Origin of the sequence: Micromonospora sp. CPCC 205739, from assembly GCF_036906795.1 — a bacterium.
GTDB lineage: Bacteria > Actinomycetota > Actinomycetes > Mycobacteriales > Micromonosporaceae > Micromonospora.
In genome coordinates, this window is record NZ_JBAKHS010000018.1 from 48,246 (window position 1) to 73,678 (window position 25,433).

The 25,433-nt window shown below is 74.3% G+C and carries 25 protein-coding genes; 17 read left to right on the top strand and 8 right to left on the bottom strand.

Translation table 11 applies throughout. From position 1 onward, the window contains the following. Positions 1–7 precede the first annotated feature (7 nt). Both V6U88_RS22935 and V6U88_RS22940 read left to right on the top strand, forming a co-directional pair. On the top strand, positions 8–229 hold the full coding sequence (locus V6U88_RS22935) for a DUF433 domain-containing protein (RefSeq protein WP_334456013.1): 222 nt from the start codon (positions 8–10) through the stop codon (positions 227–229). 53 nt (positions 230–282) lie between these two features. Further along, positions 283–774, top strand: coding sequence for an Lrp/AsnC family transcriptional regulator (locus tag V6U88_RS22940; protein ID WP_334456015.1), 492 nt, complete (start codon positions 283–285; stop codon positions 772–774). Positions 775–783: 9 nt separating this feature from the next. Here V6U88_RS22940 and V6U88_RS22945 read toward each other — a convergent pair whose 3' ends face one another. Both V6U88_RS22945 and V6U88_RS22950 read right to left on the bottom strand, forming a co-directional pair. Beyond that, on the bottom strand, positions 784–1,350 hold the full coding sequence (locus V6U88_RS22945) for a histidine phosphatase family protein (protein WP_334456017.1): 567 nt from the start codon (positions 1,348–1,350) through the stop codon (positions 784–786). Between the two features lie 175 nt (positions 1,351–1,525). Beyond that, on the bottom strand, positions 1,526–2,545 hold the full coding sequence (locus tag V6U88_RS22950) for an aldo/keto reductase (protein WP_334456019.1): 1,020 nt from the start codon (positions 2,543–2,545) through the stop codon (positions 1,526–1,528). Between the two features lie 148 nt (positions 2,546–2,693). Between V6U88_RS22950 and V6U88_RS22955 the strand changes: the two genes are divergently transcribed. The 3 genes from V6U88_RS22955 to V6U88_RS22965 all read left to right on the top strand — a co-directional run bounded on the left by V6U88_RS22955 (position 2,694) and on the right by V6U88_RS22965 (position 4,177). Next, positions 2,694–3,278: a TetR/AcrR family transcriptional regulator gene (locus tag V6U88_RS22955; RefSeq protein WP_334456021.1), complete on the top strand. Its 585-nt coding sequence runs from the start codon at positions 2,694–2,696 to the stop codon at positions 3,276–3,278. 312 nt (positions 3,279–3,590) lie between these two features. Further along, positions 3,591–3,782 carry a CsbD family protein gene (locus V6U88_RS22960; RefSeq protein WP_334456022.1) on the top strand — a complete coding sequence of 64 codons (192 nt, stop codon included), beginning with the start codon at positions 3,591–3,593 and terminating at the stop codon, positions 3,780–3,782. Positions 3,783–3,844: 62 nt separating this feature from the next. After that, positions 3,845–4,177, top strand: a complete 333-nt coding sequence (locus V6U88_RS22965) for a YnfA family protein (RefSeq protein WP_334456024.1) — start codon at positions 3,845–3,847, stop codon at positions 4,175–4,177. Here V6U88_RS22965 and V6U88_RS22970 read toward each other — a convergent pair. Together V6U88_RS22970 and V6U88_RS22975 are read right to left on the bottom strand one after the other, a co-directional pair. Further along, the gene (locus tag V6U88_RS22970; RefSeq protein WP_334456026.1) at positions 4,155–5,318 is read right to left on the bottom strand and encodes a low temperature requirement protein A; all 1,164 of its coding nucleotides are present in this window, start codon (positions 5,316–5,318) and stop codon (positions 4,155–4,157) included. The two genes, V6U88_RS22965 and V6U88_RS22970, sit on opposite strands and share 23 nt — an antisense overlap. A 94-nt stretch (positions 5,319–5,412) precedes the next feature. Next, positions 5,413–6,819: a KamA family radical SAM protein gene (locus V6U88_RS22975; RefSeq protein ID WP_334456028.1), complete on the bottom strand. Its 1,407-nt coding sequence runs from the start codon at positions 6,817–6,819 to the stop codon at positions 5,413–5,415. Positions 6,820–6,976: 157 nt separating this feature from the next. Between V6U88_RS22975 and V6U88_RS22980 the strand changes: the two genes are divergently transcribed. The 6 genes from V6U88_RS22980 (at position 6,977) to V6U88_RS23005 (ending at position 13,714) form a co-directional block, all read left to right on the top strand. Then, a complete protein-coding gene (locus V6U88_RS22980; RefSeq protein WP_334456166.1) occupies positions 6,977–8,026 on the top strand; it encodes a zinc-binding alcohol dehydrogenase in 1,050 nt (349 codons plus the stop codon). 5 nt (positions 8,027–8,031) lie between these two features. Further along, positions 8,032–9,603 (top strand): amidohydrolase, encoded by a 1,572-nt coding sequence (locus tag V6U88_RS22985; protein ID WP_334456030.1) that lies wholly within the window; start codon positions 8,032–8,034, stop codon positions 9,601–9,603. 67 nt (positions 9,604–9,670) lie between these two features. Beyond that, positions 9,671–11,233, top strand: coding sequence for a lysine 5,6-aminomutase subunit alpha (locus tag V6U88_RS22990; RefSeq protein WP_334456032.1), 1,563 nt, complete (start codon positions 9,671–9,673; stop codon positions 11,231–11,233). Further along, on the top strand, positions 11,230–11,991 hold the full coding sequence (locus V6U88_RS22995) for an OAM dimerization domain-containing protein (RefSeq protein ID WP_334456034.1): 762 nt from the start codon (positions 11,230–11,232) through the stop codon (positions 11,989–11,991). The genes V6U88_RS22990 and V6U88_RS22995 overlap by 4 nt, the downstream gene beginning before the upstream one ends. Next, positions 11,988–12,380 carry a hotdog domain-containing protein gene (locus V6U88_RS23000; RefSeq protein ID WP_280838676.1) on the top strand — a complete coding sequence of 131 codons (393 nt, stop codon included), beginning with the start codon at positions 11,988–11,990 and terminating at the stop codon, positions 12,378–12,380. The genes V6U88_RS22995 and V6U88_RS23000 overlap by 4 nt, the downstream gene beginning before the upstream one ends. After that, a complete protein-coding gene (locus tag V6U88_RS23005) occupies positions 12,377–13,714 on the top strand; it encodes a glutamate mutase L (protein ID WP_334456039.1) in 1,338 nt (445 codons plus the stop codon). Before V6U88_RS23000 ends, V6U88_RS23005 begins: the two co-directional genes overlap by 4 nt. Before the next feature lie 315 nt (positions 13,715–14,029). Here the strand turns inward: V6U88_RS23005 and V6U88_RS23010 are convergent, their stop codons facing one another. Beyond that, the gene (locus V6U88_RS23010; protein ID WP_334456041.1) at positions 14,030–14,833 is read right to left on the bottom strand and encodes an alpha/beta fold hydrolase; all 804 of its coding nucleotides are present in this window, start codon (positions 14,831–14,833) and stop codon (positions 14,030–14,032) included. Positions 14,834–14,938: 105 nt separating this feature from the next. On the opposite strand from V6U88_RS23010, the gene lnt reads away from it, so the two are divergent. From lnt to V6U88_RS23025, 3 genes are all read left to right on the top strand, one after another. Next, positions 14,939–16,555, top strand: coding sequence for an apolipoprotein N-acyltransferase (gene lnt, locus V6U88_RS23015; RefSeq protein ID WP_442934675.1), 1,617 nt, complete (start codon positions 14,939–14,941; stop codon positions 16,553–16,555). A gap of 26 nt (positions 16,556–16,581) precedes the next feature. Then, positions 16,582–17,364 carry a polyprenol monophosphomannose synthase gene (locus tag V6U88_RS23020; RefSeq protein ID WP_334456043.1) on the top strand — a complete coding sequence of 261 codons (783 nt, stop codon included), beginning with the start codon at positions 16,582–16,584 and terminating at the stop codon, positions 17,362–17,364. 98 nt (positions 17,365–17,462) lie between these two features. After that, entirely contained in the window at positions 17,463–17,999 is a 537-nt protein-coding gene (locus V6U88_RS23025; protein ID WP_334456045.1) for an FxsA family protein, read from the top strand. 66 nt (positions 18,000–18,065) lie between these two features. On the opposite strand, the gene V6U88_RS23030 is transcribed toward V6U88_RS23025, so the two are convergent. Next, positions 18,066–18,407 (bottom strand): RNA polymerase-binding protein RbpA, encoded by a 342-nt coding sequence (locus tag V6U88_RS23030; RefSeq protein WP_007070998.1) that lies wholly within the window; start codon positions 18,405–18,407, stop codon positions 18,066–18,068. Positions 18,408–18,625: 218 nt separating this feature from the next. Here V6U88_RS23030 and V6U88_RS23035 point away from each other — a divergent pair, with 218 nt between their 5' ends. Together V6U88_RS23035 and V6U88_RS23040 are read left to right on the top strand one after the other, a co-directional pair. Further along, on the top strand, positions 18,626–20,107 hold the full coding sequence (locus V6U88_RS23035) for a peptide MFS transporter (protein ID WP_334456052.1): 1,482 nt from the start codon (positions 18,626–18,628) through the stop codon (positions 20,105–20,107). A gap of 54 nt (positions 20,108–20,161) precedes the next feature. Continuing rightward, a complete protein-coding gene (locus V6U88_RS23040; RefSeq protein ID WP_334456054.1) occupies positions 20,162–22,240 on the top strand; it encodes a molybdopterin-containing oxidoreductase family protein in 2,079 nt (692 codons plus the stop codon). Here V6U88_RS23040 and V6U88_RS23045 read toward each other — a convergent pair. Then, positions 22,228–23,346, bottom strand: a complete 1,119-nt coding sequence (locus V6U88_RS23045) for a hypothetical protein (protein WP_334456056.1) — start codon at positions 23,344–23,346, stop codon at positions 22,228–22,230. The two genes, V6U88_RS23040 and V6U88_RS23045, sit on opposite strands and share 13 nt — an antisense overlap. 33 nt (positions 23,347–23,379) lie before the next feature. Further along, positions 23,380–24,726, bottom strand: coding sequence for an MFS transporter (locus V6U88_RS23050; RefSeq protein ID WP_334456058.1), 1,347 nt, complete (start codon positions 24,724–24,726; stop codon positions 23,380–23,382). Positions 24,727–24,785: 59 nt separating this feature from the next. Here V6U88_RS23050 and V6U88_RS23055 point away from each other — a divergent pair, with 59 nt between their 5' ends. Continuing rightward, complete coding sequence (locus tag V6U88_RS23055; protein ID WP_442934676.1) at positions 24,786–25,427, top strand: TetR/AcrR family transcriptional regulator; 642 nt, start codon at positions 24,786–24,788, stop codon at positions 25,425–25,427. The last annotated feature ends 6 nt before the right edge of the window (positions 25,428–25,433 follow it).

The following is a 25,433-nucleotide window of genomic DNA, read 5'->3' on the forward strand; positions in this document are numbered from 1 at the left end:
TGTCCCGGTGACCTTCCCCCGGATCACCGTCGACCCCGAGGTGATGGGCGGCGCGCCCTGCGTGCGGCAGTCCCGGGTCCCGGTGGCCACCCTGCTGGCGATGATGGCGGAGGGGATGTCCGTCACTGACATCCTCACCGACCTGCCCTTCCTCGACGAGGAGGACCTGGTCGAGGTGCTCAACTACGCGGCCGATGCGGTGCGCGACCGGACGGCCCGCCCAGCGTGACCGCGACCGGCCGGTCGTCGCACCCGGCCCCCGCACCCGGTAGGTTGCACGCCGTGGAGGAGATCGACCGCGCCATCGTCGCCGCACTGACCGCTGACGGTCGGCTGTCGTACACGGATCTGGCGGAGAAGGTGGGGCTGTCGGTCTCCGCGGTGCACCAGCGGGTCCGCCGGCTGGAGCAGCGCGGGGTGATCAACGGGTACGCCGCCCGGGTGTCCTTCGAGGCGCTGGACCTGCCGCTGACCGCGTTCGTGGCGATCCGCCCGTTCGACCCGTCGCAGCCGGACGACGCGCCGGAGCGGCTGGCCCACCTGCCCGAGATCGACTCGTGCTACTCGGTGGCGGGGGAGGACTTCTACCTGCTGCTGGTGCGGGTGGCCGGCCCGGCTGACCTGGAGCGGGTGCTCCAGGAGATCCGCACCGCGGCCAACGTCACCACCCGCACCACGGTGGTGCTCTCCACCCCGTACGAGGGGCGGCCGCCGAAGATCGACCTCGACCCGCGGACCCGGACGCGGTCCCGGGCCAACGGCGAGGCGGGCTGAGCGGGGCGGTCAGCCGCCGTTCCAGCGGAGGATGACCTGCCGGCCGTGCTCGTGCCCGAGCACGCTCACCGTGCCGGTGTCCAGCCGCAGCTTGCCGCCGCCGGACGGGGGCAGCCCGATCCAGCGCGCGCCGACGACCCGCAGGCTGTGCGCGTGGCCGACCAGGGCGACGCTGCCCTGGTCGAGCAGGGGAGTGACCCGGGCGAGCAGCCGGTCGACCCGCTCGCCTACCTGTTCGGGCGTCTCGCCGCCGGGGCAGCCGTCGGTCCAGATGTTCCAGTCCGGCCGCTCCTGGTGGATGTCCACGGTGGTGCGGCCCTCGTACTCGCCGTAGTTCCACTCGACCAGGTCCTCGTCCACCTCGTCCACGGTGAGGCCGGCGAGCTGCGCGGTGGTCCGCGCCCGGATGCGGGGGCTGGACAGCACCCGGGCGAACCGCCGACCGACCAGCACCCCGGCGAGGGCCCGGGACTGTCGCTCGCCGTCGGGGGTCAGCTCCAGCTCGGTGTACGAGGTGTGCTGGCGGCTGGCGCTCCAGGCGGTTTCGCCGTGCCGGACCAGGAGGATCTCGCTCATGCCCCCAGTCAACCAGCCCCGGCCGGGGTCGGCTGTGACTGCCCGCGATAGTTGGCGGAAGTCTGCCCCGCTGGTCGTCGGAAGCGGCGCTGGCGCCACCGGCGGCGCTGCGTGTCAGGCGGCTGCGAGCGCAAGCGCACGCCAGTCAGCCCCTGGTTACTGACCTGCCGAGGGATCAGCGGCGGCGCAGCGCCGGGTCGAGCAGGGCGGGCGGGGTGTCGTTCTTCTCGTGGGCGGCGAGGTCGACGCCGGGAGCCACGATCGCGTCGATCGCGTCCAGCACGTCGCTGGAGAGCACGGTGTCCGCGGCAGCGAGCTGCGAGCGGAGGTGGTCCGTGGTGCGGGGGCCGATGATCGCGCTGGTCACGCCCGGGTGCGCGGTGACGAAGCCGAGCGCGAGCTGGATCATGCTGAGGCCGGCTTCGTCGGCGACCGTGGCGAGCTGCTCGACCGCGTCGAGTTTGGCGCGGTTGGCGGGGATGCTGGTGTCGTAGCGCTGCTGCATGAAGCCCGAGCGGTTCGTGCGGATCTCCTGGCCGGCACGGATCGCGCCGGACAGCCAGCCCGAGGCCAGCGGGCTCCAGGCGAGCACGCCCATGCCGTACTCCTGCGTCACGGGCAGCACGTGGGTCTCGATGCCACGCTGCAGGATCGAGTAGCTCGGCTGCTCGGTCACGTAGCGGCTCAGGTGCGCCTCGCGGGCGGCCCACTGCGCCTGCACGATGCGGTACGCGGGGAAGGTCGAGGAGCCGAAGTAGCGGATCTTTCCCGCGCGCTGCAGGTCGGTCAGCGCCGACAGCGTCTCCTCGTCGCTGGTCGTCGGGTCCCACCGGTGCATCTGGTAGAGGTCGACGTGGTCGACGCCGAGGCGGCGCAGGCTGTCGTCCAGCGCGGTGACCAGCCAGCGGCGCGAGGCGCCCCGACGTTGGCGCTCGTCGCCCATGGGCAGGGTCGCCTTGGTGGCCAGCACGACGTCGTCGCGGCGGCCGGCGATGGCCTTGCCGACCATTTCCTCGGACTGGCCGCCGCTGTAGACGTCGGCGGTGTCGATGAGGTTGATCCCGGCCTCGAGCGCCGCGTCGACGATGGCGGTGGCTTCCTCCTGGGTGGTGTCGCCGATCCTGCCGAAGTTCATTGCGCCGAGCACGAGGGTGCTGACCTGCACACCCGTGCGGCCCAAGGTGCGGTACTGCATGACTGTTCCTCCTGTGGACGTGCAGCGATGCATCGGTTGGTGGGTAGTCCGCCCGGTCGGTATGCTGAACAAGCGGAGCGCTGTTCCGGTAACCAAGATACGGAACACTGTTCCGGATGCCAAGCGGAGTGATGGAGGTAACGGGGCGGTGGCCGACATCGACAGCGGCTCGGAGCGACCGGTCGCGCGCAAGCGGGCCGACGCCCGGCGCAACGAGAAGACCCTGCTGGACGCTGCCGCCGCGGCGTTCGTCGCCTCCGGCGTTGACGCGCCCGTGCGCGACATCGCCGCCAGGGCGGGCGTCGGCGTGGGCACGATCTACCGCCACTTCCCGACGCGAGCGGACCTCATCGTCGCCGTCTACCGCCACCAGATCGAGGCGTGCGCCGAGGCGGGTCCGGCCTTGCTGGCCGACAGCAGCACACCGCACGCCGCCCTGGTGCAGTGGATCAACCTGTTCGTCGACTTCCTGGTCACCAAGCACGGCCTCGCCGCGGCGCTGCAGTCCGACGACGCCGCCTTCCAGACCCTGCACGCCCACTTCCTCGACCGCCTCGTCCCGGTGTGTGACCAGCTGCTCGACGCCGCCGTCGCGGCGGGGGAGATCCGCCCCATGGACGCCTACGGACTGCTGCGCGGCGTCGGCAATCTCTGCATCGGCGCGGGCAGCGACCCCCGTTACGACGCGCGCTGCCTGGTCGAGCTCCTCATCGCCGGACTTCGCCTGCACTGAGGGGGAGTCGCCAACCACCTCACTCGCCGCCGTCATCGACAGGAGATTGCTGCCAGCCAGGGCGGGCGGTCCGACCGGCCGACGGAAGCGGACCCGCCTATTGTCCTAGGACGGCTTAGAGGGTGTCCGCGCCGTCACCGAGCCCTTCGCCATCCCACCAGTATCCTAGGATGCCTTACAAAGTGTGCGGTCTCGCACGAGCCAGCCGCCCAATCGCCGGAACAGGAGCCGGTTTCGGGGCACCACGCTCGGGGACGCACCAGGGGAGCGGGGCGGCCGGCCCCAGGCACCGCCGGAGCAGCAGGAGGCGAGATGAGCTTCACGGACAAGGTGAAGAACAAGGCCCAGCAGCTCGCCGGCGCCGCGAAGGAGCGGATCGGCGACGTCACCGACAACGAGCGGTTGCGGGGAGAGGGCGCCATCGACCAGAGCACCGCCCGGGCCCGGCAGACGGGCGGGGACCCCCGCGACGCCGGTCGCCGGGCACGCGACACGTTCCACTGACCCGGGCACCTGACGAGCGGTCCCCGGGCACCCGCGGGGGACCGCTCGACTAGCGTTGCGGCGTGACGGTCGCCCGCTCCCTGCTGCTGTTCGCCCTGGCGGCGCTCGCCGAGATCGGCGGAGCCTGGCTGGTCTGGCAGGGCTGGCGGGAGCACCGGGGCCTGTGGTGGATCGCGGCCGGGGTGATCGCGCTGGGCTGCTACGGCTTCGTCGCCACCTTCCAGCCGGATCCGCACTTCGGCCGGATCCTGGCCGCGTACGGCGGCGTGTTCGTGGCGGGGTCGCTGGCGTGGGGGATGGTGGTGGACGGCTTCCGGCCGGACCGCTGGGACCTGGCCGGGGCGGCGATCTGCCTGGTCGGCGTCGCGGTGATCATGTACGCCCCCCGCGGCTGACGCCCGTGACCGCCGCGACGTCGTGGCGGCGACGGTCGGCCACCAGCATCACGGTGAGCAGGCCGGTCACCACGGCCAAATGCAGCACAGCGTTCACCGTGGCACCGATCGGGGTGCTGAGCAGGATCAGGGCGGCGACGGCGAGGCGATCGGCCAGCCGGCCGGTGCCGAAGGCGCGACGCGCGTCGACCATGCCGGCGAGGAAGAGCGCCGGGCCGCCGGCGAGGGCGAGCGCGGCCGGCCAGCCGGAGGGTTCGTCGGGGTGGGCGACGACGGCGTGCAGCCCGGTGGCGGTGAGGATGACGCCGAGCAGCAGCACGAAGTGCCCGAAGACGTAGACGTGGGCGGTGAGCCGGGCGCGGGTGGCGGGGGCGGCCTCGGCGAGGGCGTGCTCGGTGGTCGGGGTGTCGGTGAAGTAGGTCCACCAGAGGGCGGCGGGCAGGGCGAGGGCCAGCACGACGGCGCCGGCGGTGCCGGGGCCGAGGTGGTCGGGGGGTACGCCCATGCCGATGGCGATGACGGTTTCGCCCAGGGCCACGATGAGCAGCAGGCCGTGCCGTTCGACGAAGTAGGCGGCGCTGATCTGGAAGCTCGCCGCCACGCCGATCCAGGAGTGGTGGGGGATCAGGTAGGGCAGGACGCTCTGGGTGAGCACGGCCGCGATCCAGAGGACGGTTACGGCGGGGCCGGTGAGCAGGCCGGCGGCGAGGACCAGTGCGGCGGCGCCGAGGTTGTAGGGGGCGAGTCGGCGGACGCCGGCGCGGGCGGTGCTGCGGGCGAAGAGGCTGAGGTGGACGAGGACGACGATCAGGTAGCCGAACCCGAAGAGCAGGCCGCTGCCGGTGAGGGCGTCGGGGAGGGTGACGGCGGTGAGCAGGAAGCCGGCCATGCCGGCGAAGAGCAGGAGTTTGCGGCCGGGGCGGCGGGGCGGCACGTGGTTGGTGAGCCAGGCGTAGCCGGTGTAGAGGTACCAGAGCAGCCCGAAGATCAGGACGGTGCGGCCCAGCCCGGTCCAGTCCAGGTCGGTCTCGAGCAGCTGCGCCAGCTGGGTGATGGTGAGGACGAAGACGACGTCGAAGAAGAGTTCGACGGGGGTGACGCGGTCGGCGGTGTCGGGACGGTCGGCTGGTGGAGGCCGCATGTCGTGACGCTAGCGCCGGTGGGGCGGGCCGGGGAGCGAAGTCGCCACCCCCGCCGGCCGGGTGGCCGTGCGGGGGTGGCGGGGGTGGTGCGGGTCAGTCGTCGCGGTGGGCGGCCCACCACTGCTGGCCGGTCTCCGGCAGGGTGTCGATCGGGTCGTAGTAGGCGTAGCGCTTGTTGAGCGCCTCCAGGTCGGCCGACTCGATCGAGGTGCGGTAGTTCTTGGTCCAGTACGAGATGCCGCGGTCGCGGTCGTACTCGGTGAGCATGTGCACCCAGCGCTTGCCGACGAAGGGGACGTCGCAGACGATCCGCGGGGTGGCGTAGCCGGGCAGGTAGCCCATGATGTCGTGCTGGAGCTGCTGGGCGTGCCAGACGGGGACCCGCCAGTGCTCGGCGTTGGGGATCATGTCGCACATGTAGAAGTAGTACGGCAGGATGCCTGCTTCGCCCTGCAGGGCGAAGCAGAGGTCGAGCAGGTCGGGGGCGGTGGCGTTGACGCCGCGCATGAGCACGCCCTGGTTGCGTACGTCGCGGACGCCGACGTCGAGGGCGGTCTGGGCGGCCTTGGCGACCAGTGGGGTGAGCGACTGGGCGTGGTTGACGTGGGTGTGGATGGCCAGGTTGACGCCGCGCCGGGCGGCGGTGCGGGCGACCCGCTCCAGGCCCTCGACGACGTCGTGCTGCAGCCAGTGCTGGGGCAGGCCCATGAGGGCCTTGGTGGCGAGCCGGATGTCGCGGACGGTTTCCAGTTCCAGCAGCCGCATCAGGTACGACTCGAGGTTGCGCCACGGCACGTTGGCCACGTCGCCGCCGGAGACGACGACGTCGCGGACCCCGGGGTGGGCCTTGAGGTAGGCGATGTGGGCGTCGTAGCGGTCGACGGGCTTGAGGGTGAGCTTGAGCTTGTCGACGGCGGGGGTGGAGTTGCCGACGAGGTCCATCCGGGTGCAGTGCCCGCAGTACTGCGGGCAGGTGGAGAGCAGCTCGGCGAGGACCTTGGTGGGGTAGCGGTGGGTGAGGCCCTCGGCGACCCACATGTCGTGCTCGTGCAGCGAGTCGCGGCTGGCGTAGGGGTGGGACGGCCAGTCGGTGCGCCGGTCGGAGGCGACGGGGATCATGTAGCGCCGCACGGGGTCGGCGAGGAACGCCTCGGTGGTCATCGGGGCGAACGGGACCATGGTGTTGAGCATCTGCGGCGTCACCAGCATGGACATGGTGGCCAGGGCGCTCTGGTCGGCGGCGAGGTCGTCGTAGAAGGTCTCGTCGACGAGGTCACCGAGGACGGTGCGCAGCTGCTTGATGTTCTTGACGCAGTTGACGCGCTGCCACTGGGCGTTCTCCCACTGCTCGCGGGTGACGTGGCGCCAGCCGGGGAAGCGGGTCCAGTCGGGTTCGACCAGGGGGCTGCGGCGGTATTCGTACGGCTGCCCGGCGGTCGGCGTCGCGACCGGGGCGTGACGGGGTCGAGGGATGGTCTCAACCGGTTGGGTCTGGGTCACGGCCCCTCCTCGGTGCGTGGTGGTGCAGATGATCAGCGGCCCGTAGGCTACTGGAAAATATCCGGTGAAGAAATTAGTCTGCCGGAAGTTTTCCCGCGATGCGAGCCCAGGCCGGGGCTTCACGCGGCTGACAGGGGAGGTCGGCGTGACGTCACCGGTGGGTCTGCACCGCGTTGTGGAACCGGCGGGGGTGCTGCCGCAGGCGGCGTGGCGGCTGGACGCCGACCCGCGGATCGCGCCGAACGAGGTGCGGATCCGGGTCGAGCGGTTGAACCTGGACGCGGCGAGCTTCCGGCAGCTGTCGGAGAAGCACGGCGGCGACGGGGAGAAGGTCCGCGCCGAGGTGCTGGAGATCGTCGCCGCCCGGGGCAAGATGCAGAACCCGGTGACCGGGTCGGGCGGCATGCTGATCGGCACGGTCGAGGAGGTGGGCCGGCGTTCCCCGCTGGAGCTGAAGGCCGGTGACCGGGTGGCGACGCTGGTGTCGCTGACGCTGACCCCGCTGACGATCCTCGACGGGCTGGCCCGCTGGGACGGGCGCAGCGAGCAGGTGCCGTGCGACGGGTACGCGATCCTGTTCGCCCGGTCGATCGCGGCGGTGCTGCCGGCGGATCTGCACCCGGAGCTGTCCCTGGCGGTGCTGGACGTGTGCGGGGCGCCGGCGTTGACCGCGCGGGTGGTGGCCGGGTACGTCGAGCAGCGCCGCGGGGCCGGTGACCCGACGCCGGTGACCGTGGCGGTGATCGGTGGCGCGGGTAAGAGCGGGTCGCTGTCGCTGGCCGCGGCGCGGCGGGCGGGCGCGGGTCGTACCGTCGGGGTGGTGCCGGTGGCGGCGGAGCGTGACGCGCTGAACGACGCCGGCCTGGCGTCGGTGGTGGCGTTGGCCGACGCCCGGGATCCGGTGGCGGTGTCGACGGCGGTGACGTCGGTGCTGGGGGTGCCGGCGGACGTGACGGTGGTCTGCGTGGACGTGCCGGGTTGTGAGCACGGGGCGGTGCTGGCCACGGCGGACGGCGGCACGGTGATCTTCTTCTCGATGGCGACGAGCTTCGCGGCGGCGGCGTTGGGCGCGGAGGGTCTGGCGGCCGACGTGACGATGCTGGTGGGCAACGGGTACGTGCCCGGTCACGCGGAGCTGGCGCTGGGTCTGCTGCGGTCGGAGCCGGGGGTGCGCGCTCTGTTCGAGTCCCGGTTGGCGGCAGACTGAGTGCCATGACGAACCCCTCGACTCTGTACCGCGGCGGCGTGCTGCACTGTCCGGCCGACCCGAGCGCGACGGCCCTGCTGGTCGTCGATGGCCGGATCGCGTGGCTGGGCGCGGACGCCGACGCGCCGGCCGCCGACCGGGTGGTGGAGCTGGACGGCGCGCTGGTGACGCCGGCGTTCGTGGACGCGCACGTGCACGCCACGGACACGGGTTTGGCGTTGTCGGGGCTGGACCTGTCCGGGGTGCGGTCGGCGGCCGGGTTGCTGGAGGCGGTGGCGGCGTTCGCGGCGGGGTTGCCGTCGGACGCGGTGGTGCTGGGGCACGGCTGGGACGAGTCGAACTGGCCGGTGCCGCAGTTGCCGGACGCGGCGGCGGTGGACCGGGCGGCCGGTGGCCGGCGGGTGTACCTGTCGCAGGCGTCGATCCATTCGGCGCTGGTGTCGTCGGCGTTGCTGGCGGCGTGTCCGCAGGCGGCGCAGGCGGCCGGGTACGACGCGTCGGGGTGGTTGCGGCGCGACGCGCACCACGTGGTGCGGGAGGCGGCGTTGGGTTCGGTGTCGCCGGCGCAGCGGGTGGTCGCGCAGCGGGCGGCGTTGCGGCACGCGGCGTCGCTGGGGATCGCCGCGGTACACGAGTGCGGCGGGCCCGGCACGTCGGACGAGTCGGACTTCACCGGCCTGTTGGCGATCTCCGGGGACGGGGTGCCGGAGGTGTACGGGTACTGGGGTGAGCTGCTCGGCGCGGCGAAGGCCCGGGACCTGGGTGCGGTGGGGGCGGGCGGGGACCTGTACGCCGACGGGGCGTTGGGGTCGCGGACGGCGCACGTGTCGTCGGCGTACCTGGATGCCGAGGGCGGGTCGTGCGGGCACGGCTACGTGACGGCCGATCAGGTGCGTGACCATCTGCTGGACTGTGCGGCGCACGGGATGCAGGGCGGGTTCCACGCGATCGGGGACGCGGCGATCTCGACGGTGCTGCAGGGGTTCGCGGCGGCGGCGGAGAAGCTGGGCACGGATCGGGTGCGGGCGGCCCGGCATCGGGTGGAGCACGCGGAGATCATGAACAAGCGGCTGATCGCCGGGTTCGTGGAGTACGGGGTCGTGGCGAGCATGCAGCCGGCGTTCGACCGGTTGTGGGGTGGCGCGGGCCGGATGTACGAGGCGCGGTTGGGTCTGGACCGGTCGTTGGAGTCGAACCCGATGGGGGCGATGCACGCGGTCGGGGTGGCGTTGGCGTTCGGGTCGGATTCGCCGGTGACGCCGCTGGACCCGTGGGGTTCGGTGCGGGCGGCGGCGGCGCACCACAACCCGGTGCAGCGGATGAGCGAGCGGGCGGCGTTCGCGGCGCACACCCGCGGCGGTTGGCGGGCGGTGCACCTGGACAACGAGGGTGTGCTGGCGTTGGGGGCGCCGGCGACGTTCGCGGTGTGGTCGACGCCGGCGGGGGTGCAGCGGGGTCTGCCGGTGTTGCAGGCCGAGGACCCGGAGTTGCGGGGTGCGCAGGATCCGACGCCGTTGCCGGTGTGCCGGCGCACGGTGCTGCGCGGTGAGGTCATCTACGAGGAAGGGTCTGCGTGAGCGAGCGAACCATCGAGGCGGCCCGGGCGTGTGTCGCGCCGTCGCCGAGTTCGGCCGGGGTGACGGCGTGACGGGCAAGCTGGACCTGGATCCGGTGCTGGTGGCGCGGGCGCGGGAGTTGGCGCGTCGTGCCGGGCAGCCGGTGGTGGATCTGGCGCGTAGCCACACCACGGTGTCGGTGGAGCGGGCGGTGCTGCGGTTGGCCGGGGTGACCGGCGCGGACCCGGACGGCATTCCGTGGGTGAACCGCCTCGTCGACGCGGTGGTCGCCGACGTGGGGTTGGGGCACGGGGTGGCGGCGCCGGTGTTCGACGCGCTGGCCCGGGAGCAGATCGGCGACGTGACGTTGCTGGCGCAGAAGGCGGCGGCCGGGTCGGTGCGCTTCGCGGTGCCGTCCGGGAAGTCGGCCACCGCCGCCCGCAGGGCCGCCCGCAAGGCGGTGGGCGCGGGTATCCGGCTGGTCGACCGGCGGCGCGCCGAGCGGGACCGGCTGATCAAGCGGTACGGGGATCCGGCGCAGCGGCCGTGGATCTACCTGATCGTGGCCACCGGTGACATCTACGAGGACATCCCGCAGGCGCAGGCCGCGGCGCGCGCCGGCGCGGACGTGATCGCGGTGATCCGGTCGACGGGTCAGTCGCTGCTGGACTACGTGCCGGAGGGCGCGACCCGGGAGGGTTTCGCCGGCACGTACGCCACGCAGGAGAACTTCCGGCTGATGCGGGCGGCGTTGGACGAGACGTCGCGGGAGTTGGGCCGGTACGTGCGGCTGACGAACTACGCGTCGGGTCTGTGCATGCCGGAGATGGCGACGCTGGCGGGTCTGGAGCGTCTGGACATGATGCTCAACGACTCGATGTACGGGATCCTGTTCCGCGACATCAACCCGATCCGCACGTTCGTCGACCAGCGGTTCTCCCGGCAGGTGCACGCCCGGGCGGGGATCATCATCAACACCGGTGAGGACAACTACCTGACCACCGCCGACGCGGTGGACGAGGCGCACACGGTGACGGTGTCGCAGCTGCTCAACGAGTACTTCGCGCACGAGGCGGGGCTGGCCGACTGGCAGTTGGGGCTGGGGCACGCGTTCGAGATCAACCCGGATCTGCCGGAGTCGTTCCGCCTGGAGCTGGCGCACGCGCTGCTGGCGCGGGAGCTGTTCCCGGACGCGCCGTTGAAGTGGATGCCGCCGACGAAGCACATGACCGGCGACGTGTTCCGCGGCAACCTGCTCGACGGGTTCTTCAACCTGGTGGGCACCATGACCGGGCAGGGCATCCTGCTGGTGGGGATGATGACCGAGGCGGTGGTGACGCCGTGGCTGTCGGACCGGGACATCGCCCTGCAGAACGTGCGGTACGTGCTCGGCGCGGCCGGTGGGCTGCACGAGGACTTCGTGCCGGCGCCGGGCGGGTTCATCCAGCAGCGCGCCAACCGGGTCCTGGGTGAGGCGCTGGACCTGCTGGAGCGCATCGGTGAGCAGTCGCTGCTGACGGCGATCGCCGAGGGCACGTTCGGGATCATGAAGCGGCCGGCGGACCGGGGCAAGGGCCTGGCCGGGGTGGCCGCGCACGAGGGTGACTACTACAACCCGGCCACCGAGATCCTGGAAGGGGACCGCGCGTGACAGCCGCGGCGGAGAAGAAGATCGTCCGGCCGTACGGGGACACCACCGGCGACGGCATGGTGCAGGTGTCGTTCACGTTGCCGGTGCCGCACGACAAGCGGGCCGAGGGCGCGGCGATCCAGCTGGCCAACAAGATGGGCATCGACCCGGCGATGCTGGTGCACGCCAAGCCGATGAGCGACGGGTTCACCTTCTTCGTGGTGTACGGGCGGGTGAACCATCTGGTGGACCTGTCGGCGGTGCAGGTGGTGGAGCGGGACTTCCCGCTGCTGAGCGCCAAGGAGGTCAACGCGGTGGTGAAGCAGCGGTTGCGGCGCAAGCTGTCGGTGGTGGGGGCGTGCATCGGCACGGACGCGCACACCGTGGGCATCGACGCGATCCTCAACGTCAAGGGCATCGCGGGGGAGAAGGGCCTGGAGTACTACCGGGAGCTGAAGGTCACCAACCTGGGCGCGCAGGTGAGCGTGCCGGAGCTGGTGGAGGCGGCCCGGCAGGAGAAGGCCGACGCGGTGCTGGTGTCGCAGGTGGTGACGCAACGCGACGCGCACCTGCACAACACGCGGGAGATGTCCGCGGCGTTCCGGGAGGCGATGCCGGCGGGGCGCCGGCCGCTGCTGATCGTGGGCGGGCCGCGGTTCGACGAGACGATGACCGGCGAGCTGGGCGTGGACCGGATCTTCGGCCGGGGCACCACCCCGGGTGAGGTGGCGAGCTACCTGGTGCACGCGCTGATCACGAACAAGAAGGCGAAGGCATGAGTGATTCCCGGGTCGGGCTGACCGTCACCCACCGGAGGTATGTGCCGTACTCGCACGCCCACTACGCGGGGAACCTGGTGGACGGGGCGTACGCGCTGGGGTTGTTCGGGGACGTGGCGACGGAGGTGTGCATCCGCACCGACGGCGACGAGGGGTTGTTCGCCTCGTACTCGGACGTGCAGTTCCGCAGCGCCATGCGCGCCGGTGACGTGCTGGAGGTGACGGCGACGGTGACCCGGGTGGGCACCCGCAGCCGCACCATCGACTTCGAGGCGCGGGTGGTGTGCCGGGGCCGGCCGGACCGGTCCGAGTCGGCGGCGGAGGTGCTGCAGACGCCGATCGTGGCGGTCACCGCGACCGGCACCGTGGTCGTCCCGCCGCCGGCGTGACCCTCGCCGTCTGCGCCGACGTCGGGTCCACGTACACGAAGGTCGCGGTGGTGGACCTCGACGGCGGCGCTCTGGTCGCGGCGGCGTCCGCGCCGACCACGGTCGGCACGGACGTGCTGCACGGCCTGGATGCCGCGGTCGGCGCGGCCACCGCCGGGCTCGGAGTCCGCGACGTGCCCTGGTACGTGTGCTCGTCGGCCGGGGGTGGGCTGCGCCTGGCGGTGGTGGGCTACGAGCCGCTGGTGACCGCGCAGGCGGGCCGCCGGGTGGGGTTGTCGGCGGGCGCGAACGTGGTGCACGTGGCCGCGGGCCGGCTCGGCGCGGCGCAGGTGGCGGCGCTGCGGGCGGCCCGCCCGGACGTGGTGCTGCTGGTCGGCGGCACCGACGGCGGGGACGCCGACACGTTGACCCACAACGCGACCCGGTTGGCGAGGGCGCGCTGGCGGGTGCCGGTGGTGCTGGCCGGCAACGTCGCGGTCCGCGACGAGCTGTCCGCGCTGCTGGCCGGGGCGGGGGTGCCGGTGACGGCGGCGGACAACGTGCTGCCGCGCATCGGGGTGCTGGCCCCGGCGTCGGCGCGGTCGGCGATCCGGGAGGTGTTCCTGCGGCACGTCATCGGCGGCAAGCGGCTGTCGCGGGGGACCCGGTTCGCGCGGCTGGTGCGCGCGGCCACCCCGGACGCGGTGCTGACCGGGGTGGAGGTGCTGGCCGACACGCTGGGCGGGGACCTGGCGGTGGTGGACGTCGGTGGTGCCACCACCGACGTGTACTCGGTGCTCACCCCGGACGAGCGGGCCGACGGGCCGGGCCGGGAGGTCGCCGGGAACCTGTGGCGGGCCCGCACCGTGGAGGGGGATCTTGGCATGCGGTGGAGCGCGCCGGGGGTGGTCCGCGCCGCCGCGGAGGAACGCCTGCTCGCGGTGGGGGAGCAGGACGTCCTGGCGCAGGCGGCGGCGGTGCGCGCCGCCGACCCGGGGTTCCTGGCCGGCTCGGCCGCCGAGCGGGCCGCCGACCGGCGGATCGCGGCGCTGGCCGCGACGGTGGCGCTGCGCCGGCACGCCCGGGGCGCGGCCACCGGGGAACGCGCCGGCCGGGACCTGCGGGACGTGCGGCTGATGGTCGGCTCCGGCGGTGTGCTGCGTCACGCGCCCGCCGACGACGCCGCCGGGGTCCTCGCCGCGGTGCTGGCCGATCACGCCGGCGGGTGGCCGCTGCCCCGCGAGGCCCGCGCGGTGGTCGACGTGGACTACGTGCTGGCCGCCGGCGGTCTGCTCGCCGGAGATCATCCGCGGGCGGCGCGGGCGTTGCTGCGCCGGCACCTCGGCACGGATTGAGACGCGCCGACGCGACACGCCGTGTTGCAACACACGACGTGCCGGGGGTGGGTTGACAGCGGCGGGGGTGCAAGCCGTACCGTCTTTGAGTCCTACTACGGGAAGCGGCTGTTGTTCGCTTCGTCCCTTCGTCCGCTGGCCGAGCGACATGGTGCAACTCGTCGCGGCGGCCAGGTCCAGCGGGCGGGGGTCGGCGGGGCGGCGCGAACCGGCCGCGGTTACCGGTGTACGGGCAGGGTGAGAGGCACGGCCAGTAGACAACGGCCCGGCGGGGGCAGCCAGTCCGCGTCCGGTCGGTCCGAAGGTCGGCGCACCTCACTCTCGCCCCACCGGCCGGGAAGGGCCTGGGAGCATCGGGGCGCGGCGTATGCCGCGCCCCGATTTCTGTTCCCGCCGCCCGGACGGGTCGCCGCTCAGGTGTCCCGGGTGTAGGGACTCCAGCAGGTCGGCCAGCTCGCGTGGCCGGCTCAGCGCCAGCAGGTGCCCGCCGGGCAGCTCGTCGGGGCGCACACCGAGGCGCTCGGCGCACAGCCGGCGTTGGAAGTCCGCCGGGAAGAACCGGTCGTCGCGGCCGGTCACCACCCGGGTCGGCACGTCCGGCCAGCGGCGCAGCGGGTTCGGCCGGACGAACACCGCCTCCGACTCGTCGCCGCCCCCGCCTTCGAGCATCCGGGCGGTCACCTCGGCGGGCACGTCGTGGAAGAAGTCCACCGCCAGGTCGACCCCGGCGTGCGGGTCGCGGCCCTGCGCGGCGGCGTACGCGGCGCGGGCCGGGCCGTGGCCGGTGGCCGCCCACCAGTCGCCGGCCGTCTCGCCCGGCGCCGGGACCATCGGGTTGACCAGCACCAGCAGCCGCACCGCCGGATCGTCGGCGACCAGCGGGGCGGTGAACGCGCCCAGCGACTGCGCCACCAGCACCACCCGCTCATGGCCCTGCACGGCGGCGCGGACCGTGGCGGCGTACTCGGGCAGCGCGGCGTGCGCGTCGGCGGCCGGCAGGTCCACCGCCACCGCCTCCCGGCCGCGTGAGCGCAGCTCGCCGACCAGCAGGTGCCAGTAGGCGGCGCTGCCGCCGGCGCCGGGAATCAGCACGTACGTCACGGTCTCGGGTGCCGTCATGCGGCTCAGCGTGCCAGCCGGGTACGACACGATCCGGGCCCCGGCCGGCGGCACCTTCCGCCGCTGGCCGGGTAGCCTTCGGCGCGTGATCGTTCAGAGGTGCCGGTGACGACGCTCGACCGGGATGAGACCCGGGCCACCGAGGTGACCCGCCGCGCGGACGCCCCGCGCGCGCTGCCGCTGCGGCTGGCCGTGCCCGCCGCCGTGCTCGCCGGGCTGGCGATGCTGCTGGCGTTCCCCCCGTACGGGGTGTGGCCGCTGGCCCCGGTGGGCGTGGCGTTGCTGGGCGCGGCGGCGCACCGGCGGCGGCTGCGCGCCGGCGCCGGCCTGGGCTTCCTGACCGGGGTGGCGCTGTTCGCGCCGATGCTGGAGTGGACCAACCTGCACACCGGCTACCTGCCGTGGGTGCTGCTGTCGCTGCTGCAGGCCGGCTACCTGGCGCTGCTCGGCGCGGCCACCGCGTGGGTGTCGCCGCTGGTCGACCGGCGCCGCTGGGCGTGGCCGGTGGTGACCGGGCTGCTGTGGGTGGCGCAGGAGGCGCTGCGTGACCGGACCCCGTTCGGCGGGTTCCCGTGGGGGCGGCTGGCGTTCAGCCAGGACACCTCCCCGCTGCTGCGGCTGGCCTGGCTCGGCGGCGCGCCGCTGGTGACCTTCGCGGTGGCGCTGACCGGCGGGCTGCTGCTGGCCGCCGCGTGGCGGGGCTGGCCGGGACGCGACCGGCGCGGCTGGGCGTCGGTGGCGCTGCTGGTGGCGCTGGCCCTGGCGCTGACCGGCGGGGCGCTGCTGGTGCCGACCGGCGCGGCCGGCACCGGCCGGACGGTCACCGTCGCGGTCGTGCAGGGCAACGTGCCCCGCCTCGGGCTGGACTTCAACGCCCAACGGCAGGCGGTGCTCGACAACCACGTCGACGCGACCCTGGAGCTGGCCGCCGGGGTCGACGCCGGCACCCGGCCCCGCCCCGACCTGGTGGTGTGGCCGGAGAACTCCTCCGACATCGACCCGCTGCGCAACGCCTCCGCCGGGCAGCGCATCTCCCAGGCCGCCGACGCGATCGGCGCGCCGATCCTGGTCGGCGCGGTGCTGCTCGGCCCCGACCGGGGGCAGGTGCGCAACGCGGGGATCCTGTGGCGCCCGGGCACCGGCGCCGACCTGTCGCAGCTGTACACCAAACGCCACCCCGTCCCGTTCGCCGAGTATGTGCCGCTGCGCACCCTCGCCCGGATGGTCAGCAAGCAGGTCGACCTGGTCCGCAACGACTTCGTGCCCGGCGAGCGTCCCGGTGTGGTGCGCTCCGGTCCGGCGGTGCTCGGCGACGTGATCTGCTTCGAGGTCGCCTACGACGGCCTCGTCCGCGACACCGTCGACGGCGGCGCGCAGCTGCTGGTGGTGCAGACCAACAACGCCACCTTCGACGTGGCCGAGGCCCGCCAGCAGTTGGCCATGGTGCGGCTGCGGGCCGTGGAGCACGGCCGGGGCGCGTTGATGGCCTCCACCGTCGGGGTGTCCGGGTTCGTGACCCCCGACGGGCGGGTAAGCGGCGCCACCGGGTTCAACACCCGCGCGGTGGTGCTGCGTCAGATGGCGCTCGCCGACGGGCGCACCCCGGCCACCCGGGCGGGGGTGTGGCCGGAGGTGGCCCTGGCCGGCCTCGCGGTGGCGGTCCTGGTGGCCGCGGGCGGGCTGCGCCGCGTACGCCGCAGGGAGGCCGACGCCGGCCGGTGAGGGCCGGGGCAGATGCGGAGGGTGCGGTGAGCGAGCCAGTGCGGGTGGGCCACCCCGGGGTGGGTCGGGTGCTGGTGGTGATCCCCACCTACAACGAGGCCGAGAACCTCACCGACGTCGTCGCCCGGCTCCGCGCGGCCGCGCCGGCGGTGGACATCCTCGTCGCCGACGACAACAGCCCCGACGGCACCGGCGCGCTCGCCGAGGCGATGGCCGGCACCGACCCGCACGTCAACGTGCTGCACCGCCCCGGCAAGGAGGGCCTCGGCGCGGCGTACCTGGCGGGGTTCGCGTGGGCGCGCCGGCGCGGCTACGACGCGGTGGTGGAGATGGACGCCGACGGCTCGCACGCCCCGGAGGACCTGCCCGCCCTGCTCGCCGCCGCCCGCGACGCCGACGTGGTCATCGGCTCCCGCTGGACCCGCGGGGCGAAGGTGCTGAACTGGCCGCTGCGGCGGTTGCTGCTGTCGCGCTGCGGCAACCTGTACGCGCGGCTGGCGCTGGGCGTGCCGGTCACCGACGCCACCGGCGGCTACCGGGTGTACCGGTCGGCGGCGCTGACGGCGATGCGGCTGGATTCGGTCTGCTCGCAGGGCTACTCGTTCCAGGTGGAGCTGTCGCGGCTGGCGCACCGGGCGGGGATGCGGATCGCGGAGGTGCCGATCACGTTCGCCGAGCGGGAGCGGGGCGCGAGCAAGATGAGCCCGCTGATCGTCGCCGAGGCGGTGTGGCGGATCACCACGTGGGCGGTGCGGGACCGGCGGGCGGCGGCGTGGCCCGGCCGGCGGGTCGCCGGCCGGTGGCCGTGACGCGCGGGCGTGTCATGCTTCAGGGGCGGGGTTTGCGCCCCGGGCCCGGTCCACGGCGGCGTCGGCGACCGGGCACCGCGCGACGCGGATGAGGTGAGATGCGCCGTTACCTGAGGTTCGTGCCACCGGCCCTGCTGCTGGCGGTGGTGCTGGAGCTGGCGGTGTTCGTCGGGGTGGGCCGGTTGATCGGCTTCGGCTCGGCGATGCTGCTGGTGTTCGCGGCGTCGCTGCTCGGGCTGGTGCTGCTGCGCCGGGAGGGGATGCGCGCCTGGCGCGGGTTCCGCTCGTCGGTGGAGTCGCGGCAGCCGCCGGGGCGGCAGGTCACCGACGGCCTGGTGGGGCTGCTCGGTGCGCTGCTGCTGGCCGTCCCCGGCCTGGTCAGCGCGGTGGTGGGGCTGGCGCTGCTGGTGCCGCCGGTGCGCCGGCTGGCCCGCGCCGGGGTGCAACGTGCCGCCGAGCGCCGGGTGTCGTCGATGGTCGCCGGTGACCTGTTCGGCCCGCGCACCGTGCGGGTGCGCCGGGGCGCCAGCCGGCCGGAGCCGACCGTCGACGGGCAGGTCGTCGACCCCGCGCCGCCGGTGGTCGACGGCGGCCGGGCCATCGAGGGTGAGATCGTCGAGCCGCGCCGCCCCTGACACACGACACGACGGCGCCCCCGGGAATACCTCCCGGGGGCGCCGTCGTCGTTCGGGTGAGGCCGCTCAGGCGCGGCCTCGGCGGGTGCGGACCTCCTGCAGCCGCTCGGCGAGGATGTCCTCCAGCTCGGCGATGGAGCGCCGCTCCAGCAGCATGTCCCAGTGGGTACGCGGCGGCTTGGCCTTCTTCTGCTCCGGCTCCGTGCCGTCGACCAGCCGGGCGACGCTGCCGTCGAACTTGCACTCCCAGGTCGTGGGGACCTCGGCGTCGACGGCGAACGGCACCTCGAACTGGTGGCCCTTGGCGCACAGGTACTCGCGGGTCTGACGCGGCGCGAGCTCCGTGTTGCGGTCGGATTCGTAGCTGACCGCGCCCAGCCGGCTACCGCGCAGCATACGCTCGCCCATGATCGACTTCCCCTCGTTCGTGGTGCTGTCTTCTCGGTGTAACGGTCCGTCGTCCCCGGGGCATTCCCGCCCGGCTGGGTGATCCGGCCCGGTGGCCCCTGCAAGGGTAACCGGCCACGCGCGGGACCCGGCGGGGTCGTCCCCGGCCGGGTCGAATCGGTGGAGTGTTTCGGCGCTCACCGGGGATGTTAGCCGCCCCAGTCGTGTCGGAGGTGACGATGAGCGGTGACGCGCCGGTCGACGCCCGAGCGCCGGGTCAGAAGACCTTCTTCGGTCACCCGCGCGCGCTGTCGACGCTGTTCCTCACCGAGATGTGGGAGCGGTTCAGTTTCTACGGCATGCGCGCCATCCTGGTGCTCTACCTGACCGCGTCGGTCGCCGAGGACGGCCTGGGCATGCGGGAGTCCACCGCCAACGCCGTCTACGGCACCTACAACGCCATGGTCTACCTGATGGCGCTGCCCGGCGGGTGGGTCGCCGACCGGCTGCTCGGGGCCCGCCGCAGCGTGCTGTGGGGCGGCGTGGTCATCGCCGTCGGGCACTACGTGATGGCGATCCCCGTCGGGTGGAGCGTGTTCGCCGGGATGGCCCTGATCGTGCTCGGCACCGGGCTGCTCAAACCCAACATCTCGACCATGGTCGGCGGGCTGTACGACCGCGACTCGCCGCGGCGCGACGCCGGGTTCTCCATCTTCTACATGGGCATCAACCTGGGCGCGTTCATCGCCCCACTGATCACCGGCTTCCTCGGCGAGAAGATCAACTGGCATCTGGGATTCGGGGCCGCGGCGATCGGCATGACCTTCGGGGTGCTGCAGTACGTCCTGGGCCGGCGCAACCTCGGCGACACCGGTGACCGGCCCGCCGACCCGCTGCTGGGCGCCGACCGCCGCCGCGCGCTGACCCGGGTGGGCGTCGCCGTGCTGGTGCTGCTGCTGGTGCTGGCCGTGCTCGCCGTGGCCGACCTGTTCACGGTCAACACCGTGGTCAACTCCCTGACCATCGCCACCGTGGTGATCACCATCGGCTATTTCGCGCGGATCATCACCGACCGGGAGATCAGCAGCACCGAACGCAGCCGGATGAAGGCGTACCTGTGGTTGTTCGTCTTCGCCGCCGCCTTCTGGCTGATCTACGACCAGGCCGGGTCGGTGCTGAACCTCTTCGCCGCCGACCGCACCGACCGGGACGTGCTCGGCTTCACCTTCCCCGCCTCCTGGCTCCAGTCGGTCAACCCGATCCTGATCATCATCGGGGCGCCGCTGGCCGCCCTGCTCTGGGTGCGGGTGGGCCACCGGGTCTCCACGCCGGCGAAGTTCGCCGTCGGCCTGGTCCTCAACGGCCTGTCGTTCGTGCTGATGGCCGCCGCCGCGCAGGCCGCCGTCGGCGGGGACCTGGTGTCCCCGTGGTGGCTGGTCGCCGTGTACGCCATCCAGGTCGCCGGCGAGCTGTCGCTGAGCCCGGTGGGCCTCTCGGCCACCACCAAGCTCGCCCCGGTCAAGTACGCCAGCCAGATGATGGGCCTGTGGTTCCTCGCCACCGCCGTCGGCGACGCCGTCGGCGGTCAGGTCGCCCGGCTCGCCGAGACCTGGCCCGAACCGACCTACTTCCTCACCTTCGGCCTGGCCTCGGTCGCCCTCGGCCTCGGGGCGGTCATGTTCACCCGGCACATCTCCCGGCTGATGGCCGGCATCCACTGACCTCCACCCTCCGAGGGAGGCCCCGCGCGCCCTGATGGCGATAGCATCCGCGCCATGGCCCGCACGACGATCCACCCCGGCGCCTGCCCGCTGGACTGTCCGGACACCTGCACCTGGCAGCTCACGGTCACCGACGGCCGGGCGGTGGCGCTGCGCGGCGACCGGGACCACCCGTTCACCCGGGGCGCGCTGTGCGGCAAGGTCAACCGCTACCTCGACGCGGTCAACGGCCCCGACCGGCTCACCCACCCGCTGGTGCGGGTCGGGCCCAAGGGCGTCGGGCCGGTGTCGTACCGGCCGGCGAGCTGGGACGAGGCGCTCGGGCGGGCGGCGGCCGGGCTGCGCGCCAGCATCGACGGCGGCGGGCCGCAGGCGATCCTGCCGTACTACTTCGCCGGCACCATGGGCCTGGTGCAGGGCTGGACGATGGGACCGCGGCTCTTCGCCCACCTGGGCGCGTCGCGGCTGCGCACCACCATCTGCACCGCCGCCGCCCGCGCCGCGCTGCAGTCGATCTACGGCGGGTCGGTCGGCTTCGAACCGGAGTCCATCGTCGAGGCGAAACTGATCGTGCTCTGGGGCGCCAACCTGCTCTCGACGAACCTGCACCACTGGCCGTTCGTGCAGGAGGCGCAGCGGCGCGGCGCGTACGTGGTGACGATCGACCCGCTGCGCACCGACACCGCGGCGCGCAGCGACGAGCACGTCGCGCCCCTGCCCGGCACCGACGCCGCCCTCGCGCTGGGGCTGATGCGCCACCTGCGGGACCACGGCGGCGTCGACCGGGAGTGGCTGGACGCGCACACCCGCGGCTGGGAGCGCCTCGACACCCGCCTCGACGAGTGGCCGCTGGAACGCGCCGCCGCCGAGTGCGGGCTGGACGTCGAGGTGCTCCGCCGGCTCGGCGACCGGATCGCCACCACCCGGCCCACCGCCATCCGGGTCGGCCTTGGCCTGCAACGGCACGCCGGCGCCGGCCAGGCCGTCCGGGCCATCGCGGCGATCCCGCTGCTCACCGGCGACTTCCGCTACCCCGGTGGCGGCGCGCTGGTCACCACCTCCGGGCACCACCGCATCGACCCGGACCGGGTGGCCCGCCCGGCGGACCTGCCCACCCCACCGGCCCGCTCGGTCAACATGAGCCGGCTCGCCGCCGCGCTGACCGGCGAGGCCGACCCGCCGGTCACGTCGCTGGTGGTGTTCGACGCCAACCCGGCCGCCACCGTGCCCGACCAGAACCGGCTGCGCGAGGGGCTGGGCCGGCCCGACCTGTTCACCGTGGTGCTGGAGCAGCGCTGGACCGACACCTGCGACTGGGCCGATGTGGTGCTGCCGGCCACCATGCAGCCCGAACACCTCGACCTGCACACCTCCTACGGGCACCACTACGCGACGCTGAACCTGCCGGCGAGCACCCCGCCGGGGGAGGCGCTGCCGAACACGGAGATCTTCCGCCGCCTCGCCGCCGCCCTCGGCCTGACCCACCCCCGGCTGCGCGACACCGACGAGGACCTGGCCCGCCAACTGCTCGCCGGCACCGGAATCAGCTTCGAGGAGCTGCGCGAGCAGACGTACGCGCGGGCCACCGGCGTCGACGTCGGCGCCGCCCCGTACGCCAAGGGCGGCTTCCCCACCCGCGACGGCCGGGCCCGGTTGCACGACCCGCAGCTCACCGGGCAGGGCGTCGACCCGCTGATCGGCTACACCCCGCCGGTGGAGGCCGCCGACCCGGAGCTGGCGCGGCGGTTCCCGCTGGCGCTGATCTCCCCGGCCGGCCGGTTCCTGATGAACTCCACCTTCGCCTCCCTGCCGTGGCACCTCGACCGCACCGGCCCGCCCCGCATCCACCTGCACCCCGACGACGCCGCCGCCCGGGGGCTCGCCGACGGCGACGCGGCGCGGGTACACAACGACCGGGGCAGCTTCCTGGCCACCGTCGCCGTGGACGAGGCCACCCGGCCCGGGCTGGCGTTCACCTACAAGGCGTACTGGGCGCGGTTGAGCCCCGGCGGCAGCACCGTCAACGCGGTCACCGCCGTGCGCGACACCGACCTGGGCGGCGGGCCGACCTTCCACGACACCCGCGTGCAGGTCGAGGGCGTACCGGCCGAGGCGCCGGCTCAGCCCGCCTGAGGCGGCGCGCCGAGCCGGGCCAGCGCGGCGGCCAGGTCGCTGACCTGATCGGCGAGCTGCGCGGCCCGCCGCTGGGCGGCGTCCCGGTCGGCCTCGGCGGCACCCAGCCGTACCTCGACCTCGGTCAGCCGGGCCTGTGCGGCGGCACCGGCCCGGCGGGCCTCGGCCAGCTCGGCGGCCAGGGCGTCGCGCTGCGCGGCGGCCCCGGCAACCTCCTCACGGGCGCGGGCCGACACCGCGGCCGCCTCCTGGCGCGCGGCGTCGGCCGCCGCCCGCGCCGCGTCCCGGTCGCGGACCGCGGACCCGGCCTCCGCCTCGGCCCGCCGGGCCTGCTCGGCGTGCCGGTCGGCCTCGGTACGCGCCCGGGCGGCCTCGGCGGCGGCCCGCTCGGCCTGCCGCACCGCCTCGGCGGCGGCGGCGGTGGCCCGCTCGGCGTCGGCGCGGGCGGCGTCGCGCTCGACGGTCAGGTCGGCGGCGCGCTGCCGGTCGGTGTCCCGCTCGACGCGCAGGGCGCGCAGCTCGTGGCGGGCCGCGTCGCGGTCGCGTTCGGCCTGCGTGCGCAGCGCCTCGGCGGCGCTGGCCTCGCGGCGGGCGACGTCCCGGTCCGCCTCGGCCCGGTCGGCGCGCTCGCGCGCGTCGGCGGCCCGCGCGTCGGCCTGCGCGGCCCGGGCCTGCGCGGCGTCGCGGTCGGCGGCGGCGGCGCGGGCGTCCTGCCGGGCGCGGGCGGCCTCGGCGGCGGCCGTCTCGGCGTCGGTGCGGGCCTCGTCCCGCTCGGTCTGCGCCCGGGCGACCTCGGCGGCGGTCTCGGCGCGCAGCTGGGCGAGCCGGCGTTCCACCCCGGCCGGGGAGAGCTCGGCGTGCAGCGCCTCGGTCAGCGTCTCGACGACCTGGTCGAGCCGGTCCACCGCCTCCCAGGTGCGGGCCACCTGCCCGGGCAGGCCGGGGGCGTTGCGGTGCCGCATCCGCGAGTTGCGCGAGGCCCGCTGGCAGGCGCCGTCGTTGTCCCGGCAGTAGCGGAACGGCCGGCCCGCGCCGACGCGCTGGGGCACGTCGCGTCCACAGTGGGCGCAGGGGCGGGTGTCGGCGGGGGCGGGCTGGGCGTCCATCGAGGCGGAAGTCTAGTGCCGGCGCCGGGACGCTCAGTCCCCGGCGCGGGCGGTGCGGTCCAGGGTGTAGCGGCGTTGCAGCAGCAGCGCCGCGAGCATCGCCGCGGCGGGCAGCAGCCCGAAGCCCCAGCGGATCGCGTCCAGCGCCGCGTCGGGCTGGGTGACGGTCTGCCCGGCGGCGGAGGCGACGAACCCGCCGGCGGCCAGGCAGAGCGCGTACACCCAGGGGCCCAGTGCCGCACCGGTGGCCTCGGTGGCCGTCCACACACCGGTGTAGGTGCCGGCGGCCCCGCTGCCGGCGCGGATCACGTCGGGCACCATCGAGAACGGCAGCAGCTGCATGCCGGCGAAGGCCACCCCGAGCACCGCCACGGCGGCCACCAGCACCGGCAGCCCGGCCGGCCGGCCCACCGCCAGCACCAGCGAACCGGCGGCGAACGCGCCCTGGGCGCCCAGCAGCGCCCGCTGCTTGCCCACCCGGCGGGCCACCACCAGCCAGCCGGGGGTGACCAGCAGCGCCGGGGCGACGAACGCGGCCACCAGCACGGTGGTCAGGCTCGGGCGGCCCAGCTCGTACTCGGCGTAGTAGGGCACCCCGGCCAGCACCAGGTGGGTGGTGGTGGACATGGCCAGGTAGGCCGCGACCAGCCAGCGGAACTGCCGGTCGCGCAGGGCGGCGGCGAGCGCCGGCCAACCGCCGGCGTGCGGGGCGGCGCTCGCGGCGGCGGCCCGGCGCAACCGGGCGATGCCGGCGACGCCGACCAGCATGGCGGCGAGCATCCCGGCGGCGAGCAGCACCCCCATCCGCTGGTAGCCGCCGCGGGTGGCGGCGTCCCCGCCGGCCAGCAGCGGGGCCAGCAGACCGGAGACGAGGATGCCGAGCGTCAGCACCACCATCCGGAAGGCCATCAGCCGGGTCCGCTCGTGGTAGCCGATCCGCAGGTCGGCGGGGGTGGCCAGGTAGGGGACCTGGTAGGCGGCGAAGAGCAGGTTGCCGGCGACGAAGAACACCGCCACCCAGGCGGCGGCGGGCGCGCCGGTCAGCCCGCCGGGCACCGCGAAGAGCGCCGCGAAGGCCACCGGCAGGGCGCAGCCGAGCAGCAACAGCCTCCGCCGGTCGCCCCGGCGGGCCTGTTCGACGTCGCAGCGGTGCCCGACCCACGGGTGCAGCAGCACGTCGGCGATCTTGGGCAGCAGCAGCGCCAAGCCGGCCAGCCAGGGGGCCACGGCCAGCACGTCGGTGAGGAAGTAGAGCAGCAGCAGGCCGGGCACGGTGACCCAGATGCCCATGCCGAGTGAGCCGGCGGCGAAGCCGAGCAGCGGACCGCGGGGCAGGGCCGCCGCGTCCGCGCTGGTCGGCTGCTGGTCGAGCCTGGTCATGCCGCGTCTCCTCCCGGCCAATCCAACGGATGCTGGATTGTAGGGGCAGAATGGCCGGCATGACCATGCCCCGACGCCGCCCGGGCCGTCCCCGCCGCGACGAGGCCCGGCAGACCCGTGAGGTGGTGCTCGCCGCGGCGACCGAGCTGTTCGCGCGGCGGGGCTTCGACGCCGTCGGGCTCCGGGAGGTCGCCGCCGCCGCCGGCGTCGACGTGGCCACGGTCTCGCACCACACGGGTACGAAGGCCGAGCTCTACGACGCCTGCTTCGCGCGGGTCTTCGCCGCCGAGCGGGCCGCCCTGGAGGAGGCGACGGCGCACGCCCGCACGGCGCTCGACGCCGGGCCGGGCGAGGCGCTGCGGGCGCTGCACGAGCTGGTCGACGTGTTCGTGGACTTCCTGGAGGACCGGCCGGAGACCACCGCGCTGTGGCTGCGCCGCTGGTTGGAGCCGCAGCGCCACGCCGAGCTGGACGAGCGGTACGCCGCGCCGCTGTACCGGCTGGTCGCCGAGCTGCTCACCGCCGCCGCGGCGACCGGCGCGCTGGCCGAGCCCACCCCGCACGTCACCGTGCGCAGCCTGGTCTGGGCGGTGCACGGGCACGTGGTGGCCCTGGCCGCCGGCGGCGGATCGCAGGCCCGCGAGCGCCGCGAGTTCCGCGCCTTCGTGCACCGCTTCCTCGACGGCCTGTACGGCTCTTGACGCACG

Excerpts from the sequence above, each read along its gene's own strand:
- V6U88_RS22945 (WP_334456017.1), bottom strand. The coding sequence starts at position 1,350 with ATGAGCGAGATCCTCCTGGTCCGGCACGGCGAAACCGCCTGGAGCGCC.
- V6U88_RS22950 (WP_334456019.1), bottom strand. The coding sequence starts at position 2,545 with ATGCAGTACCGCACCTTGGGCCGCACGGGTGTGCAGGTCAGCACCCTC.
- V6U88_RS22960 (WP_334456022.1), top strand. The coding sequence starts at position 3,591 with ATGAGCTTCACGGACAAGGTGAAGAACAAGGCCCAGCAGCTCGCCGGC.
- V6U88_RS22970 (WP_334456026.1), bottom strand. The coding sequence starts at position 5,318 with ATGCGGCCTCCACCAGCCGACCGTCCCGACACCGCCGACCGCGTCACC.
- V6U88_RS22985 (WP_334456030.1), top strand. The coding sequence starts at position 8,032 with ATGACGAACCCCTCGACTCTGTACCGCGGCGGCGTGCTGCACTGTCCG.
- V6U88_RS23000 (WP_280838676.1), top strand. The coding sequence starts at position 11,988 with ATGAGTGATTCCCGGGTCGGGCTGACCGTCACCCACCGGAGGTATGTG.
- V6U88_RS23010 (WP_334456041.1), bottom strand. The coding sequence starts at position 14,833 with ATGACGGCACCCGAGACCGTGACGTACGTGCTGATTCCCGGCGCCGGC.
- V6U88_RS23025 (WP_334456045.1), top strand. The coding sequence starts at position 17,463 with ATGCGCCGTTACCTGAGGTTCGTGCCACCGGCCCTGCTGCTGGCGGTG.
- V6U88_RS23030 (WP_007070998.1), bottom strand. The coding sequence starts at position 18,407 with ATGGGCGAGCGTATGCTGCGCGGTAGCCGGCTGGGCGCGGTCAGCTAC.
- V6U88_RS23035 (WP_334456052.1), top strand. The coding sequence starts at position 18,626 with ATGAGCGGTGACGCGCCGGTCGACGCCCGAGCGCCGGGTCAGAAGACC.
- V6U88_RS23040 (WP_334456054.1), top strand. The coding sequence starts at position 20,162 with ATGGCCCGCACGACGATCCACCCCGGCGCCTGCCCGCTGGACTGTCCG.
- V6U88_RS23045 (WP_334456056.1), bottom strand. The coding sequence starts at position 23,346 with ATGGACGCCCAGCCCGCCCCCGCCGACACCCGCCCCTGCGCCCACTGT.
- V6U88_RS23050 (WP_334456058.1), bottom strand. The coding sequence starts at position 24,726 with ATGACCAGGCTCGACCAGCAGCCGACCAGCGCGGACGCGGCGGCCCTG.
- V6U88_RS23055 (WP_442934676.1), top strand. The coding sequence starts at position 24,786 with ATGACCATGCCCCGACGCCGCCCGGGCCGTCCCCGCCGCGACGAGGCC.